We start from the raw sequence: 14,236 nt of genomic DNA, 5'->3' as shown, positions 1-14,236 counted from the left end.
TTCCGCGTCATGCCCACCGAACGTCCCGGGATCCCGACCGTCGGCGGTGAGCGCGAACTGTTGCGCGCCCACCTCGACTACCACCGCGCCACGCTGGCCTGGAGGTGCGACGGACTGTCCGATGCGGACCTGCGCAAGCAGTCCATGCCGCCGTCGACGCTGTCGCTGCTCGGGCTGGTGCGGCACATGGCCGAGGTGGAGCGCGCGTGGTTCCGGCGGACGATCAACGGGGAGGCGGAGCTGCCGCTGGTGTGGTCGGACGAGGGCGATTTCCAGGTGGCCTACGACGCGCGGGAGTCCACGCGGTCGGAGGCGTTCGCGGCGTGGCAGGCCGAGGTCGAGCACGCCCGGCGCATCGAGGCGGCGGCCGAGTCGCTCGACCTCGTCGTGCACTCGCCGCGCTGGGGCGCCGACGTGTCGCTGCGCGCGGTGATGCTGCACATGATCCACGAGTACGCCCGGCACAACGGGCACGCCGACTTCCTGCGCGAGGGCGTCGACGGGGTCACCGGCGCCTGACGTGCGAACCGCGCCGCGGCGCGGTAGGTGTGGTGTCGTGGACCCGGCACAGGCTTTGCGGCAGATCGCGTTCGAGCTGGAGCGCGCGGGCGCGCCGACCTACCGGGTGCGGGCGTTCCGGCGCGCGGCGGCCGTGGTGGCGGGGTTGCCGCCGGACGAGCTGGCCGAGCGGGTCCGGCTCGGCACCCTGAAGGCGCTGCCGGGCATCGGTCCGGCGACCGCGCAGGTGGTGGAGCAGGCGTGCGCCGGCGAGCAGCCGGACTACCTGGCGAAACTGCTCGCGGAGGCCCCGGAGCCGGACCGGTCGGGGCTGCGGGGTGAGTTGAAGGGCGACTGCCACACCCATTCGGACTGGTCGGACGGCGGCAGCCCGATCGAGGAGATGGCCGAGGCAGCGCGGGCGCTGGGGCACGAGTGGATCGCGCTGACGGATCACTCGCCGCGGCTGACGGTGGCGAACGGGCTGTCGGCCGAGCGGCTGCTGCGGCAGCTCGACGTGGTGGCGGAGCTGAACGAGAAGCTCGCGCCGTTCCGGATCCTGACGGGCATCGAGGTCGACATCCTCGAGGACGGTTCGCTCGACCAGCGCGACGACCTGCTGGAGCGGCTGGACGTGGTGGTGGCGAGCGTGCACTCGAAGCTGCGGATGCCGTCGGAGCCGATGACCGAGCGGATGCTGGCGGCGGTGCGGAACCCGCTGGTCGACGTCTTGGGGCACTGCACGGGGCGGATGGTGATGGGCCGCGGACGCCCCCAGTCGCAGTTCGACGCCGAGCGGGTGTTCGAGGCCTGTCGTGAGAGTGGGACCGCGGTGGAGATCAACTGCCGCCCGGAACGCATGGACCCGCCCGACGACCTGCTCGCGATGGCCGCCGGGATCGGCTGCGTGTTCACCATCGACACGGACGCCCACGCGCCGGGGCAGCTGGACTGGCTCGGAAACGGGACGGTGCGCGCGGAGGCCGTGGGCATCGGGCCGGAGCGCGTGCTGAACACACTGAGCGCCACACAACTGGGCGGCTGACGGGCCTGATTCCTCCAACCACAGCCAGGCCCGCCCGTGGCCGGAACTTGCGGCCTGCCCGCCCCCGCACTCCCGCGGCACCGCCGCAGCGCTCGCGCCCACGCGGCTCGGCGCCCTCGCGGCTCTCGCCCTCGCGGGCCTGCCTACCGCGACCCGCACCCTCGCCGCACCGCCACCGCCCTCGCACTCTCACGGCCCGGCGCCGTCGCGGCGCGCCGCCTTCGCGGCTCTCGCCCTCGCGGGCCTGCCTACCGCAACCCGAACCCTCGCGGCCCGCCGCCTCCGGCGGCATCCGCGGCACCGCCGCGAACCCGCCGCATCACCGGCCTCGCGGCCCGCCGCCCTCGCGCGCCTGCCCGACCCACGCCCTCACAGCCCTCACAGCCCTCGCACCCTCGCGGGCCTTCCCGCCGCCCTCGCCGTCGCGGCCCGCCGCCTCCGGCGGCACCTGCGGCACCGCCCCACCATCCCTTCCCGCCACCCCTCCCCCAGCTCCCCCGGGCCCCTCTGCGCAGCTCACCCGCCCGCACCCGCTGCCGTGCGCGCCACTCGCGCCCGTGTCACCGTGATGTTGTGCTGACCGTGCTGCTGGCGGTGCTCGCCGCCGTCGCGAATGCCGCGGGTGCCGTCCTGCAGCGGGCCGGGGCGCGGAGGCAGCAGGGCAGCGACCTCGACGTCGGCGCGCTCAAGGGGCTCGTCAGGACCCCGGTGTGGGTCGCGGGGGTCGTCGTCATGCTCACCGGGCTCGTGTTGCAGGCGGCGGCGCTCGCGACCGGGCCGATCGTCCTCATCCAGCCGATCATGGTGTCCGAGCTGGCGGTCACGCTCGTCCTGGCGGGGCTGGTCTTCCGCACCCGCCTCGGGATCCGGGACTGGGTCGCCGCGGTCGGGATGGCCGTCTCCGTCGGGCTGTTGCTGTTCGCGCTCGCCCCCGGCGGTGGGGACGCCCGGGGCGTCTCCGCGCTGGAGTGGCTGCTCGGCTGCGCCGTGACGATCACCTGTGTGGGCGTGCTGTTCGTTGCGGGCAAACGGGACGAGACCACCCACAGCGCGGCGTTCCTCGGCGCCGCGGCGGGGCTGTGGTTCGGGTTCACCGCGGTCCTCATGGCCGGGGTGACCGCGGCGCTCACAGCGGGCGGCGTGCCGGGGTTGTTCAAGGCGTGGCAGACCTACGCGATGCTCGTCGCCGGGCCTGCCGGGTTCTTCCTGCTGCAGACCGCACTCCGGGCCGGGCGGCTCGTCGCCGCCCAGCCCGGGCTCGTCCTGGCCAACCCGCTCGTCGCGCTGGGCTGGGGTCTGCTGGTGTTCGGGGAGCACGTCCGCGGCGGGCCGTGGATCGCGCTGGAACTGGTGGCCGCCGGCGGTCTGGCCGGGTGCACCGTGCTGCTGGCCGGGTCGCCGCTGCTGCGCGACGAGGACCCGGCCCCGCAGCCCGCTTGACTCACACCCCGGCCGGGACGCGCTCCACCCGCTCGGCCGCGCGGCGGCGCAGCAGGCTGCTCAGCGCGAACCGGCCCGGCCCGGCGACCGCGATCAGCAGGAACACCCACGCGTACAGGGCCGCGGTCTCGCCCATGTTCTGCAGCGGCAGCAGGGCCAGCGGCTGGTGCACGGAGAAGTAGGCGTAGGCCATCGCGCCGGAGCAGATCAGCGCCGCGCCACGGGTGCCGAGGCCGAGCAGCACCAGCACCCCGCCTGCCAGCTCGATGACGCTCGCCCACCAGGCCGGCCACGCCCCGAGCGGCGCGGCGCCGCCCTGTCCGTCGATGCCGCCGAACGCGCCGAACCCCTGCAGCCCGTGGAAGGCGAACAACAGTCCGACCACGATGCGGACGACGCCCAGGACGACGGGGGTGAGGTGGGTCTGCGAAACCGGAATGCGAGCCATGATCGATCCTTCCTCCGAAGTTGCTGTCACCAACACGTCGAAGGAACCCGAGCCGGATCGACAACTCGCCCGATTATTTTTCCGGCGAAGTCACCATTGCTGCGGCGGCGGGCCGTAACCCGGCGGCGGCGCCTGGTACGGGCCCGGCTGCTGCGGCGGGCGCTTGCCCCACTCGCACCAGCGGCCGGTGAGCGGCACCAGCGCCAGGACGAGCGTCGCGATCGCGGGCGACAGCGCGACCAGCAGGCCGCCGAAACCACCGCCGATCGCGGTCGCGCTGTCGAGGTCCCTGGTGAACCGGTCGTCCGAGGACAGCACGACCAACGCGACCAGCCCCTGCGCGATGTGCAGCGCGCTGCCCGCGGCGACCAGCCAGCGGCCCGCGGGCTTGCGCAGGAACAGCAGGATCGCGCCGGGCAGCAGGGTGGCGAACTCGAGCAGGTACACCGTGCCCTGGAAGATCACCAGCCACTTGAGGTCCTCGACCACGTCGTCGACGACGCCGAAGTTCATGATCCCGATGACGACGCCCCACAGGGCGCCGAGGATGGCCAACACCCCGGCGGTGATCGCGGTGCCACCACTGGGCGGTTGCTGGAGGGAGTACTGGTCGCCGGGGTAGGGCGGGGGCGCGGCCGGGTACTGGCCCGGCTGGGGCGGGTACGTCATGGGAACCTTCCGATCGGACTTGACCGGCGTGATCCAAACAGACGGGCCACCCGCGCGTGGCGGAAGTGACCGATTCGCGACCCGGATCACCGGTGCGAGTGAGGCGCCCAGGAGTACGGGCCGCGGCGCGCGCCGGCCACCGCCCGCGGCGGTCTCGTCGATCGCGGCACCTCGCGCACTCGCCGGAGCTGACACCGCCCGGGCAACACCTAAGATCAGCCGGTGGCCCAGACCGAGCAGCAGCAGGCGTTCTTCACCGCCGACGGCGACGAGCTGGCGCCGGATCCGGTGGCGCGCAGCTGGTGGAACCCGGCGATGATCCACGGCCGCCTGCTGGGCGGGCTCGCCGCGCGGGCGCTGGAACGCGAGCAGGCCGCGCCGGGCCTGCACTTCAGCAGGCTGACCGTGGACCTCTTCCGCAACGCGCCGCTCGCCCCGGTGCGCGTCGAGACCGCGCTCGTGCGCGACGGGCGCCGGATCCGGGTCGCGGACGCACTGGTGCACGGCGCGAACGGGCTCGTCGCGCGTGCGACGGCCGTGTTGCTGCGCAGCGGTGAGCAGCCCGCCGCGCCCGTTCCGGCCACCCCGGCCTGGGACGCGCCGCCGCCCGAGGAGCTGTGGGAGCCACGGGAACAGGGCTGGGCGATCTGGCGATTCGACGAGCACAACCAGCCGCTGCGCACCGGGTGTGGAACGGGGCGGCGCCGGGCGTGGCTGCGCGAGTCGCGGGAACTGGTCGCGGGCGAGGCGCTGTCGCCGTTCGTGCGGGCCGCGCTGGCGGCCGACACCGCGAGCCCGCTCGCCCACGCCGGCGCCGAGAGCCTGGACTTCATCAACGCCGACTACACGTTGTCGCTGAGCAGGCTGCCGCTGTCGGACGCCATCGGGCTGGAGTCCTCGGGTCACCTCAGCGAGGACGGGATCGCCGTCGGGCACTGCACCCTGCACGACACCGCCGGGCCGATCGGGTTCTGCCTCACCACGGCGGTCGCGAACCCGGGCCGCAAGGGCTGACGGTTCGTTTGGGCGGCCGGCCGACGGGAATCCGACCGGATCACCGATGGGAGGCTCCCATGAACGGCAACGCGAACAACCAGCCGGAGTCGGCGCCGGGCATCCCGGAGTCCGATCCGCCGCAGGGCGGGCCGAACGCCGACAACGACACGCCCAACCCGGCCGACCTCGCGCCTGGTTTCGGCGGCACGTCCCGCACCCGGCCGCTGAGCACCGAGGAGGAGGACCAGACCGGCAACGGCTCGTGACCCCGGCCTGATCGAGCCCGCCGCCGCGGGCGCCGGAGCCGCCGGCCCGGCGGCATGAGCGAGGAGGAGTCGTTCCGCAGCGGCGCGGATCGGCGCGGGCGGGTCTCGCCGGTCACTGGACCGGGGGACCTCCCGCTCCGCGGCGGCGCGCCGGTGCCAAGATGACGATCTTGGGGGACGTGGCAGGGGGCCGCGTCGTGACTGGGGGACACGATGGCGGCGCTCGGCCACGCACGGATCACCCACGCCCGCCTGCGCTGGATCACCCGCGCCGCCGCCGTGGTCCTCCTCCTCACCACGGTCGGCTGGGTGCTCGTCTTCCAGGGCTTCCTCGACCTGCACGTCTACCGCACCGGCGGCTTCGCCTGGCGGACCGGCACCGCGCTGTACGAGCCGGGCTTCGCGGCCCTCGTGCCGGGCATGCCGCTGCCCTTCACCTACCCGCCGTTCGCCGCGATCCTGTTCGCGCCCGTCGAGCTCCTCCCGTGGCATGTGGCGAAGTTCGCGATCAGCCTCGCGTCCGCAGCCGCCCTCGCGGTCACCACCACGATCACCGCCCGGCGCCTGGTCGCCGACCGCGCCGCCGCGGACGCCCTCGGCATGTCGGTGGCCGCCCTGTGGGCGCTCTTCGAGCCGGCCCGGCAGACCATCGGGTTCGGGCAGATCAACCTGATCCTGATGGCCCTGGTCGCCGCCGACTGCCTGCTCCCCCGCACCCGCTGGCCGCGCGGGCTCCTGGTCGGTGTGGCGGCGGCGATCAAGCTCACCCCGGCCGTTTTCGTGCTGCTGTTCCTCCTCCGCGGCCGCTACCGGGCCGCCGCCACCGCGGTCGCGTCCTTCACCGCCTGCGGGCTCGCCGCGCTGCTGCTCGCGCCGCGCGACTCCGCGCAGTACTGGCTGCACACCCTCTTCGACCCGGCACGCATCGGCGGCCTCGCCTACGCCTTCAACCAGAACATCCAGGCCGTCCTGGTCCGCCTGCTGCCCGCGAACACCCTGCTCTGGGCAGTGCTGGCGGCCGCCGTGATGGCACTGGCCGCGACCGCCGCGCGCCGCGACCGCGACGACGTCACCGCTCTGCTCGCCATCGCCGCAGGCGGGCTCCTCGCCTCGCCGGTGAGCTGGTCGCACCACTGGGTCTGGGTCCTGCCCGCCGCCGTGGCCGTGCTGGTCCGCGCCCCGCGCTGGACCCCGGTGCTGCTGGTCTTCGCCGTCGCGCCGCATTCGTGGCTGCCGCAGACGCACGACCTCGAGATGCACTGGACGTGGTGGCAGCACCTGCTGGGGTCGTCCTACGTTCTGGTGACCATGGTCGCGCTGTATAGGTCGTTATACGCCGGGAATTCGGCATCGGCCCCGATCGTTGAACAACACGGCCGCCGGTTTCGCCCGTCCCGATCTGGCGACACCGGCGGCCCTGGTACCGGCACCGCCCGCCCGGTAGCGTCCGGGGAGTCCGAGGACGTGATCAACACGGTGAGGTGAGACGGTGCCGTCCCTGCTCGTCGCGAACCGGGGCGAGATCGGCGTCCGGATCCTCGGAACCGCCGCCGGCCTGGGCTTCCGCACCGTCGCCGTGTACCCGCCGGACGACGCCGACTGCGCCCACGTCACCCGCGCCGACCATGCGGAACGCCTCGACGGCAGCTACCTCGACGCGGCCGCGATCGTGGCCGCCGCGCAGCGCACCGGCTGCGAGTTCCTGCACCCCGGCTACGGATTCCTGTCCGAAAGCCCCGAACTCTCCCGCCGCTGCGCCGAGGCCGGCATCCGCTTCGCCGGACCGTCCCCGGAAGCCCTGGAACTGTTCGGCGACAAGACCCGGGCCCGCGCACGCGCCCGCGAGCTGGGCATCCCCGTCCTCCCGGGCACCGACGGCCCCACCGACGCGGCCGCGGCCGAGGCGTTCTTCGCCGAGCACGGTGCCGTGATGGTCAAGGCGCTCGTCGGTGGCGGCGGACGCGGCATGCGGCCGGTGACCGACGCCGCCGACCTGCCCGCCGCGCTGCGCCGGTGCGCCTCCGAGGCCGCGGCCGCGTTCGGCGACGGCTCGGTCTACCTCGAACGCCTCCTCCCCCGCGCCCGCCACGTCGAGGTGCAGATCGCCGCCGACGGCGAGACGGTGCTCGCGCTCGGCGACCGCGACTGCAGCCTCCAGCGCCGGCGCCAGAAGCTCGTCGAAATCGCGCCCGCGGCGCTTGACCGGGACCTGCGAAAGCGTTTGCACGAAGCCGCCACCGCGCTCATCGGGTCCACTGTGTACCGCGGTCTGGCCACTGTGGAGTTCCTGGTCGACGGCGACGACTTCGTGTTCCTGGAGGTGAACCCGCGGCTCCAGGTCGAGCACACCGTCACCGAGGAGGTCACCGGGCTCGACCTGGTCGAGATCGGGCTCCGCATCGCCGCCGGCGAGCCGCTGGACCGCACCGCCCCCGAGCCGCGCGGGGTGGCGATCCAGGCCCGCGTCAACACCGAGACGGTGCGACCGGACGGGACCGTGCTGCCCGGCGGCGGCACGCTCACCACGTTCCAGCCGCCCACCGGGCGCGGCGTCCGCGTGGACACCCACGGCTATCTGGGCTACCCGGGCAACCCGCGCTACGACTCGTTGCTGGCCAAGGTGATCGTCACCGGCCCCGACCTCACCGCGGCCGCCGCCCTGGCTCGCCGCGCGCTCGGCGAGTTCGCCATCGCCGGCCCGCCGACGAACCTCGCCCTGCTCCGGGCGCTCCTGGCCGAGCCGCTCGACGCCGTCGACACGAGCTTCGTGGACCGCCACCTGCCGGACCTGGTGGACGAGATCGCCGGGCCTGCCGCCGCGCCCGGCACGGTCACCGCGCCGCAGCAGGGTGTCGTGGTGCAGGTGTGCGTGGCCGAGGGCGAGACCGTGACGGCCGGTGCGGAACTCGTCGTGCTCGAGGCGATGAAGATGGAGCACGTGATCACCGCCGAGCGGGGTGGCGTCGTGCTGGGTGTCGCGGTCAAACCCGGCGACGCGGTGACCGCCGGGGCGGTGCTGGCGACCCTGCGGGAGAACGGCGACACGACCGCGGCCGGCGAGGTGACCGGGGCCGATCTCGACCACGTGCGGCCGGACCTCGCGGAAACCCTGGCGCGGCACGAGATCGGCCTGGACGCCGCCCGCCCGGACGCGGTGCGCAAACGCCACTCCGCCGGACGCCGGACCGCGCGTGAGAACGTCGAGGACCTGTGCGATCCCGGCAGCTTCACCGAGTACGGCGCTCTCGCGATCGCGGCACAGCGCCGCCGCCGGGATCTCGGCGACCTGATCCGCCGCACCCCCGCCGACGGCATGGTCACCGGAACCGCGACCGTCGGCGGCCGTCCGGTCGTGGTGCTGGCCTACGACTACACCGTCCTGGCCGGCACGCAGGGCGTGCACAACCACCGCAAGACCGACCGGATGCTGCGGATCGCGCGCGACCGGAAGCTGCCGGTGGTGCTGTTCGCCGAGGGCGGCGGAGGCCGGCCGGGCGACACCGACACCTCCGCGGTCGCCCAGCTGGACGTGCCGACGTTCCGGATGGCCGCCCAGCTGGCCGGCGAGGTGCCGACGGTCGCGATCGTCTCCGGCTACTGCTTCGCCGGGAACGCGGCGCTCGCCGGGGTGTGTGACGTGGTCATCGCGACCGAGGGCAGCTCGCTGGGCATGGGCGGCCCGGCGATGATCGAGGGCGGCGGCCTCGGCGCCGTCGCGCCCGGGGACGTCGGGCCGATGCCGGTGCAGTACGCCAACGGGGTCGTCGACGTGCTGGTCGCCGACGAGGCCGAGGCGGTGGACGTCGCTCGGCGTTACCTGTCCTACTTCGCCGGCCCGGCCGAGGCGGGCGAGCCGCACGACCAGCGACGGTTGCGGCACCTGGTCCCGGAGAACCGCGTCCGCGTCTACGACGTGCGGCCGGTTCTGTCCACAGTGGCCGATCCGGGCAGCCTGCTGGAACTGCGGTCCGGGTTCGGCGCCGGGGTGATCACCGCGCTGGCCCGGATTGGCGGGATCCCGGTCGGCGTGCTGGCGAACAACCCGGGCCACCTGGGCGGCGCGATCGACGGCGACGCCGCCGACAAGGCCACCCGGTTCGTGAACCTGTGCCGTGCGCATTCACTGCCGGTGGTGTCCTTCGTGGACACTCCCGGGTTCATGGTGGGCCCGGAGGCGGAGAAGACCGCGACGGTGCGGCGGTTCGGCGACCTGTTCGTCGCCGGGGCGAGGCTGACCGCGCCGCTGGTCGCGGTGGTGCTGCGCAAGGCCTACGGCCTGGGCGCGATGGCGATGACCGGGGGTTCCCTGCACGCGCCTGCGCTGACCGTGGCGTGGCCGACCGGCGAGTTCGGCGGCATGGGCCTGGAGGGCGCGGTGCGGCTGGGTTTCCGCAAGGAGCTGGAGTCGATCGCCGACCCGGAGGCCCGTCACGCCCGCTACACCGAGCTGGTCGCCGAGTACTACGAGCGCGGCAAGGCCCTGAGCACGGCGACGGTGTTCGAGATCGACGACGTGATCGACCCGGCGGACACCCGGGAACGGATCGTCCGCACCCTCACCGCCGCCACCTGAGCGCGGAACTCGCGCCCGTCGAGTGGAACTCACGCGCACGCGGACCCACCTGGCCAACGCGGAAATCACACCGCTGGGCGTGGCAGTCACACCCGCGAAGGTGCAACCCACCCGGCCAGGCGTGGCACCCACGCCCAGCCGGGCCGGCGGCTCACCAGCGGTCGTGCACCTGCGCGCGGATCCGCCGGTCGTACAGCTCCCGCACCGCCTCCAGTGTCGACGGCGGCAGCGGCTCCAGCCCAGCGGCCGCGGCGTTGGCGCGCGCCTGTTCCGGCGACCGCGCGCCCGGGATGACCGACGTCACGCCCGGCTGCTGGATGATCCACCGCAACGCCGTCTGCGCGGGCGTCGCCCCGGCGGGGGCCAGCTCACTGAACTCCGCGGCCGCCTCCACGCCCGTCGCGTAGTCCACCCCGCTGAACGTCTCGCCCTGGTCGAACGCCTCGCCGTGCCGGTTGAACGTGCGGTGGTCGTCCGCGGCGAACACAGTCTCCTTCGTGTACCGGCCGGACAGCAGGCCGGACGCCAGCGGCACCCGCGCGATGATCCCGACCCCGGCCTCGGCCGCCGCGGGCAGCACCCGCTCCAGCGGCTTGAGCCGGAACGGGTTGAGGATGATCTGCACGCTCGCGGTGCCCGGCCGGGCGATCGCGGTCAGCGCCTCGTCGCAGGTCTCCACGCTCACCCCGTACGCGGCGATGCGCTTCTCCGCCACCAACGCGTCCAGCGCGTCGTACACCGCGTCCCGCGAGTACACCGGCGTCGGCGGGCAGTGCAGCTGCACCAGGTCGAGCGTGTCCACCCCGAGGTTGGCCCGCGACCGGTCGGTCCAGGCCCGGAAGTTGTCCAGCGTGTACTCGGCCGGGTCGAGCGGCGCGCGCCTGCCCATCTTGGTCGCCACGAACACGTCCGGGTGCTCCCGCAGGAACCGCCCGATGATCTGCTCGCTGCGCCCGTCGCCGTAGACGTCCGCGGTGTCGAAGAACGTGACACCGGCCTCGGCCGCGGCCGACAGCACCGCGAGCGCCTGCTCCTCGCCGACCTCGCCCCAGTCCGCGCCCAGCTGCCACGTGCCGAGCCCGACCACCGACACCGCCCGGCCGGTCCGGCCGAGTACCCGTTGCTCCATGCCGCCGATACTAGGCGCCCCCACCGACAGTCCCGCGGCCGCGCGCAAACCGCCCGCGAGATCACAAAACCCCCACACGAGCGCACTTAAGCTGGACCGGGTGACCACCACCCCGGCCCCCACCCGCGCCCCGCGGATCCTCGCCCTGGCGTGCCTCACCGCGATCGCCGGGGGCGCCGCGCTCGTGCTGCTGCTGCAGTTCCTCCCGCCCACCGACCAGATCAGCCCGGTGCGCCGCACGATCAGCGAGTACGCGCTGAGCGCCAACAAGTGGATCTTCGACGTCGCGGTCCTGCTGATCGCGGTCGGCTCCGCGGTGCTGTTCGCCGCGCACGTGCTGATGCGGGCACTGCCGGTGCGCTCGGCCGCGGTCGTGCTGGGTGCATTGTGGACGGTGAGCCTGCTGGTGGTCGTCGCGTTCCCCAAGACCGACTGGTCCGTCGGGCCGAGCCTGGGCGGCGTCGTGCACCGCTACGCCAGCGTCGTCGGGTTCGTGTGCCTGCCGGCCGGGCTGCTGTTCGCCGCGCGCCGCATCTTCCCGGACTCGCCGGGCTGGCGCTGGGCGGCGCGCGTGCTGGCGATCGTCTCGCTCGCGTGGTTCGGGCTCATCCTCGGCGCGGTCGGCTACATGCTGGCCGGCGGCGGCCCGTGGTGGCGCACGATCCCGCTGGGCCTGGTGGAACGCCTGCTCGCGGCCACCGAACTGCTCGCGCTCGCCACACTGGCCGTCCCGTTACTACGATCGAACCGAGCCGAGGTGACCCAGGTCACTTAGGCGCTCCGGGCCGGAGGCGAGTAGCTTTCTAAGCGCTCGCTTACCGACGCGCTCAACGACGAGGAGGAGTTCCCGTGACCGAGTCCCACTCCCGGGTCGCCATCGTGACCGGCGCCGGCCGAGGCATCGGCGCCGCTGTCGCGCGCAAGCTGGCCTCGGACGGTTTCGCCGTCGCACTGCTGGACCTCAACGAGGAGTCCGTGAAGCAGGGCGCGGAGGACATCGTCGCGGCCGGCGGCAAGGCCATCGGGGTCGCGCTCGACGTCAGCAACACCGAGCAGGTCGAGGCCGCCGTCGCCCGCGTCGCCGAGGAGCTGGGCGCGCCGACCGTGCTGGTCAACAACGCCGGCATCACCCGGGACAACCTGATCTTCAAGATGACCGACGAGGACTGGGACTCGGTCATGAACGTGCACCTCAAGGGCTCGTTCCTGATGACCCGCGCGGTCCAGAAGCACATGACCGAGCAGCGCTGGGGCCGGATCGTGAACCTGTCCAGCACCTCGGCGCTGGGCAACCGCGGCCAGGTCAACTACTCCGCGGCCAAGGCGGGCATGCAGGGCTTCACCAAGACGCTGGCCATCGAGCTGGGCAAGTTCGGCGTCACCGCCAACGCGATCGCGCCGGGCTTCATCGAGACCGACATGACCGCGGCGACCGCCGAGCGGCTGGGCGTGCCGTTCGAGGACTTCAAGGCCTTCGCCGCCAAGGAGATCCCGGTGCAGCGTGTCGGCAAGCCCGACGACATCGCCAACACCGTCTCGTTCCTGGTCAGCGAGGGCGCGGGCTTCGTGTCCGGCCAGGTCATCTACGTCGCCGGCGGACCGAAGGACTGAGCATGCGCGTCTTCAACGGACTGGACGAGTTCACCGCCGCGGTCGGCGAGCGGCTCGGCGTCAGCGACTGGCACACCGTGACCCAGGAGCAGGTCAACACGTTCGCCGACGCCACCGGGGACCACCAGTGGATCCACGTCGACATCGAGAAGGCCAAGCAGGGCCCGTTCGGCGGGCCGATCGCCCACGGCTTCCTGACGCTGTCGGTTCTGCCGCAGCTCTCGGCCGCCACGTACCGCGTCGACGGGCTGAAGATGGGGATCAACTACGGCCTGAACAAGGTCCGGTTCCCGCAGCCGGTCAAGGTCGGCTCGAAGATCCGCGGGGTCGCCGAGCTGGCCGAGGTCACCGACGTGCCCGGCGGCAAGCAGGTGGTGACCCGGTGGACGATCGAGATCGACGGCGAGGCCAAGCCGGCGTGCGTGGCCGAGTGGGTCACGCGCCTGATCGCCTGACGCGCGAGCCCGCCTCCGGGCGGGCTTCCGCTACGGTAGGGACATACCGACTGGTCGGTATAGCTATCTGGACAAGGAGGCCCAGTGACCCAGCAGGACCTGCCCGGACTCGACCTCGCACGGCTGCGGGACTACCTGGACGAGCACTCCCCCGGGCTGGTCGGCGGCCCGCTGACCGGTGAGGTGGTGCAGGGCGGCCGCTCGAACCTGACCTACATCGTCGGCGACGGCACGAGCCGCTGGGTGGTCCGCAGGCCGCCGCTGGGGCACGTCCTGCCCACCGCGCACGACATGGCCCGCGAGCACCGCGTGATCAGCGCGCTCGCGGACACGCCCGTGCCGGTGCCACGCACCATCACGCTGTGCCAGGGCACCGAGGTGCTCGGCGCGCCGTTCTACGTGATGGAGTTCGTGCCGGGCACGCCCTACCGCGCCGCGAGCGAGCTGGAGGCGCTCGGGGCGGAGCGCACGAAGGCGATCGCCGAGTCGCTCATGGACACCCTGGTGGACCTGCACGCGGTCGACCCGTCCGCGGTCGGGCTCGGCGACTTCGGCCGCCCGGAGGGGTTCCTGGAGCGGCAGGTGCGCCGCTGGAAGAAGCAGCTGGACGCCTCGCGCAGCCGGGACCTGCCGGGCATCGACGACCTGCACGACCAGCTGGCCCGCGCCATCCCGGCGTCCGGGCCTGCGGCCGTCGTGCACGGCGACTACCGGTTGGACAACGTGCTGGTCGACGAGACCGACCGCATCACCGCGGTGCTGGACTGGGAGATGTCCACGCTCGGCGACCCGCTGACCGACCTGGCCCTGCTGGTGGCCTACGCCGAGCGCGGCAAGGTCAACCTGGAGATCGTGTCCAACGTCAGCACCGCGCCCGGCTACCCGGGCACGGACGAGATGATCGCCCGCTACGCGGCCCGGTCCGGTCGGGACGTCTCGGCGCTGGACTGGTACGTCGGGTTCGCGTTCTTCAAGCTGGCGGTGATCCTGGAAGGCATCTACTACCGGTTCAGCCAGGGCAAGACCGTCGGCGCCGGCTTCGACCAGATCGGCGCCGCCGTGGTCCCGCTCGTCACCCTCGGCCTCGACACCCTCAAGGACTGATC

At 73.3% G+C, this 14,236-nt stretch carries 14 protein-coding genes; 11 read left to right on the top strand and 3 right to left on the bottom strand.

The window, feature by feature from the left end:
* Positions 1 to 9: 9 nt before the first annotated feature.
* From AMYTH_RS0101525 to AMYTH_RS0101515, 3 genes are all read left to right on the top strand, one after another.
* The gene (locus AMYTH_RS0101525; protein ID WP_027928813.1) at positions 10 to 519 is read left to right on the top strand and encodes a DinB family protein; all 510 of its coding nucleotides are present in this window, start codon (positions 10 to 12) and stop codon (positions 517 to 519) included.
* 37 nt (positions 520 to 556) lie between these two features.
* On the top strand, positions 557 to 1,543 hold the full coding sequence (locus AMYTH_RS0101520; protein ID WP_027928812.1) for a PHP domain-containing protein: 987 nt from the start codon (positions 557 to 559) through the stop codon (positions 1,541 to 1,543).
* A gap of 573 nt (positions 1,544 to 2,116) precedes the next feature.
* Complete coding sequence (locus AMYTH_RS0101515; protein ID WP_027928811.1) at positions 2,117 to 2,983, top strand: DMT family transporter; 867 nt, start codon at positions 2,117 to 2,119, stop codon at positions 2,981 to 2,983.
* 1 nt (position 2,984) lies between these two features.
* On the opposite strand, the gene AMYTH_RS0101510 is transcribed toward AMYTH_RS0101515, so the two are convergent.
* Both AMYTH_RS0101510 and AMYTH_RS0101505 read right to left on the bottom strand, forming a co-directional pair.
* Entirely contained in the window at positions 2,985 to 3,431 is a 447-nt protein-coding gene (locus tag AMYTH_RS0101510) for a DoxX family protein (RefSeq protein WP_027928810.1), read from the bottom strand.
* Positions 3,432 to 3,521: 90 nt separating this feature from the next.
* Entirely contained in the window at positions 3,522 to 4,100 is a 579-nt protein-coding gene (locus AMYTH_RS0101505) for a hypothetical protein (RefSeq protein WP_027928809.1), read from the bottom strand.
* 222 nt (positions 4,101 to 4,322) lie between these two features.
* On the opposite strand from AMYTH_RS0101505, the gene AMYTH_RS0101500 reads away from it, so the two are divergent.
* From AMYTH_RS0101500 to AMYTH_RS0101485, 4 genes are all read left to right on the top strand, one after another.
* Positions 4,323 to 5,114: a thioesterase family protein gene (locus AMYTH_RS0101500; RefSeq protein ID WP_027928808.1), complete on the top strand. Its 792-nt coding sequence runs from the start codon at positions 4,323 to 4,325 to the stop codon at positions 5,112 to 5,114.
* A gap of 59 nt (positions 5,115 to 5,173) precedes the next feature.
* Positions 5,174 to 5,362: a hypothetical protein gene (locus tag AMYTH_RS0101495; protein ID WP_020416152.1), complete on the top strand. Its 189-nt coding sequence runs from the start codon at positions 5,174 to 5,176 to the stop codon at positions 5,360 to 5,362.
* Between the two features lie 213 nt (positions 5,363 to 5,575).
* The gene (locus AMYTH_RS0101490) at positions 5,576 to 6,847 is read left to right on the top strand and encodes a glycosyltransferase 87 family protein (RefSeq protein WP_027928807.1); all 1,272 of its coding nucleotides are present in this window, start codon (positions 5,576 to 5,578) and stop codon (positions 6,845 to 6,847) included.
* Positions 6,848 to 6,851: 4 nt separating this feature from the next.
* Positions 6,852 to 9,935, top strand: coding sequence for an acetyl-CoA carboxylase family protein (locus AMYTH_RS0101485; protein WP_027928806.1), 3,084 nt, complete (start codon positions 6,852 to 6,854; stop codon positions 9,933 to 9,935).
* Between the two features lie 151 nt (positions 9,936 to 10,086).
* On the opposite strand, the gene AMYTH_RS0101480 is transcribed toward AMYTH_RS0101485, so the two are convergent.
* Complete coding sequence (locus AMYTH_RS0101480) at positions 10,087 to 11,064, bottom strand: aldo/keto reductase (RefSeq protein ID WP_027928805.1); 978 nt, start codon at positions 11,062 to 11,064, stop codon at positions 10,087 to 10,089.
* Between the two features lie 100 nt (positions 11,065 to 11,164).
* On the opposite strand from AMYTH_RS0101480, the gene AMYTH_RS0101475 reads away from it, so the two are divergent.
* The 4 genes from AMYTH_RS0101475 (at position 11,165) to AMYTH_RS0101460 (ending at position 14,234) form a co-directional block, all read left to right on the top strand.
* Positions 11,165 to 11,839: a DUF998 domain-containing protein gene (locus AMYTH_RS0101475; protein WP_027928804.1), complete on the top strand. Its 675-nt coding sequence runs from the start codon at positions 11,165 to 11,167 to the stop codon at positions 11,837 to 11,839.
* Between the two features lie 74 nt (positions 11,840 to 11,913).
* Positions 11,914 to 12,675, top strand: a complete 762-nt coding sequence (locus AMYTH_RS0101470) for a beta-ketoacyl-ACP reductase (RefSeq protein ID WP_027928803.1) — start codon at positions 11,914 to 11,916, stop codon at positions 12,673 to 12,675.
* A gap of 2 nt (positions 12,676 to 12,677) precedes the next feature.
* Positions 12,678 to 13,130: a MaoC family dehydratase gene (locus AMYTH_RS0101465; RefSeq protein WP_027928802.1), complete on the top strand. Its 453-nt coding sequence runs from the start codon at positions 12,678 to 12,680 to the stop codon at positions 13,128 to 13,130.
* 84 nt (positions 13,131 to 13,214) lie between these two features.
* Positions 13,215 to 14,234 (top strand): phosphotransferase family protein, encoded by a 1,020-nt coding sequence (locus AMYTH_RS0101460; protein ID WP_027928801.1) that lies wholly within the window; start codon positions 13,215 to 13,217, stop codon positions 14,232 to 14,234.
* Positions 14,235 to 14,236: the final 2 nt, after the last annotated feature.

Origin of the sequence: Amycolatopsis thermoflava N1165 (genome assembly GCF_000473265.1) — a bacterium.
Taxonomy (GTDB): Bacteria; Actinomycetota; Actinomycetes; order Mycobacteriales; family Pseudonocardiaceae; genus Amycolatopsis_E; species Amycolatopsis_E thermoflava.
Note: the sequence above shows the minus strand (reverse complement) of the source record. Positions and strands in the feature narration are given on the sequence as shown.

Coding starts and splice junctions, on each gene's coding strand:
- AMYTH_RS0101525 (WP_027928813.1), top strand. CDS start 10: ATGCCCACCGAACGTCCCGGGATCCCGACCGTCGGCGGTGAGCGCGAA.
- AMYTH_RS0101510 (WP_027928810.1), bottom strand. CDS start 3,431: ATGGCTCGCATTCCGGTTTCGCAGACCCACCTCACCCCCGTCGTCCTG.
- AMYTH_RS0101505 (WP_027928809.1), bottom strand. CDS start 4,100: ATGACGTACCCGCCCCAGCCGGGCCAGTACCCGGCCGCGCCCCCGCCC.
- AMYTH_RS0101495 (WP_020416152.1), top strand. CDS start 5,174: ATGAACGGCAACGCGAACAACCAGCCGGAGTCGGCGCCGGGCATCCCG.
- AMYTH_RS0101490 (WP_027928807.1), top strand. CDS start 5,576: ATGGCGGCGCTCGGCCACGCACGGATCACCCACGCCCGCCTGCGCTGG.
- AMYTH_RS0101480 (WP_027928805.1), bottom strand. CDS start 11,064: ATGGAGCAACGGGTACTCGGCCGGACCGGCCGGGCGGTGTCGGTGGTC.
- AMYTH_RS0101465 (WP_027928802.1), top strand. CDS start 12,678: ATGCGCGTCTTCAACGGACTGGACGAGTTCACCGCCGCGGTCGGCGAG.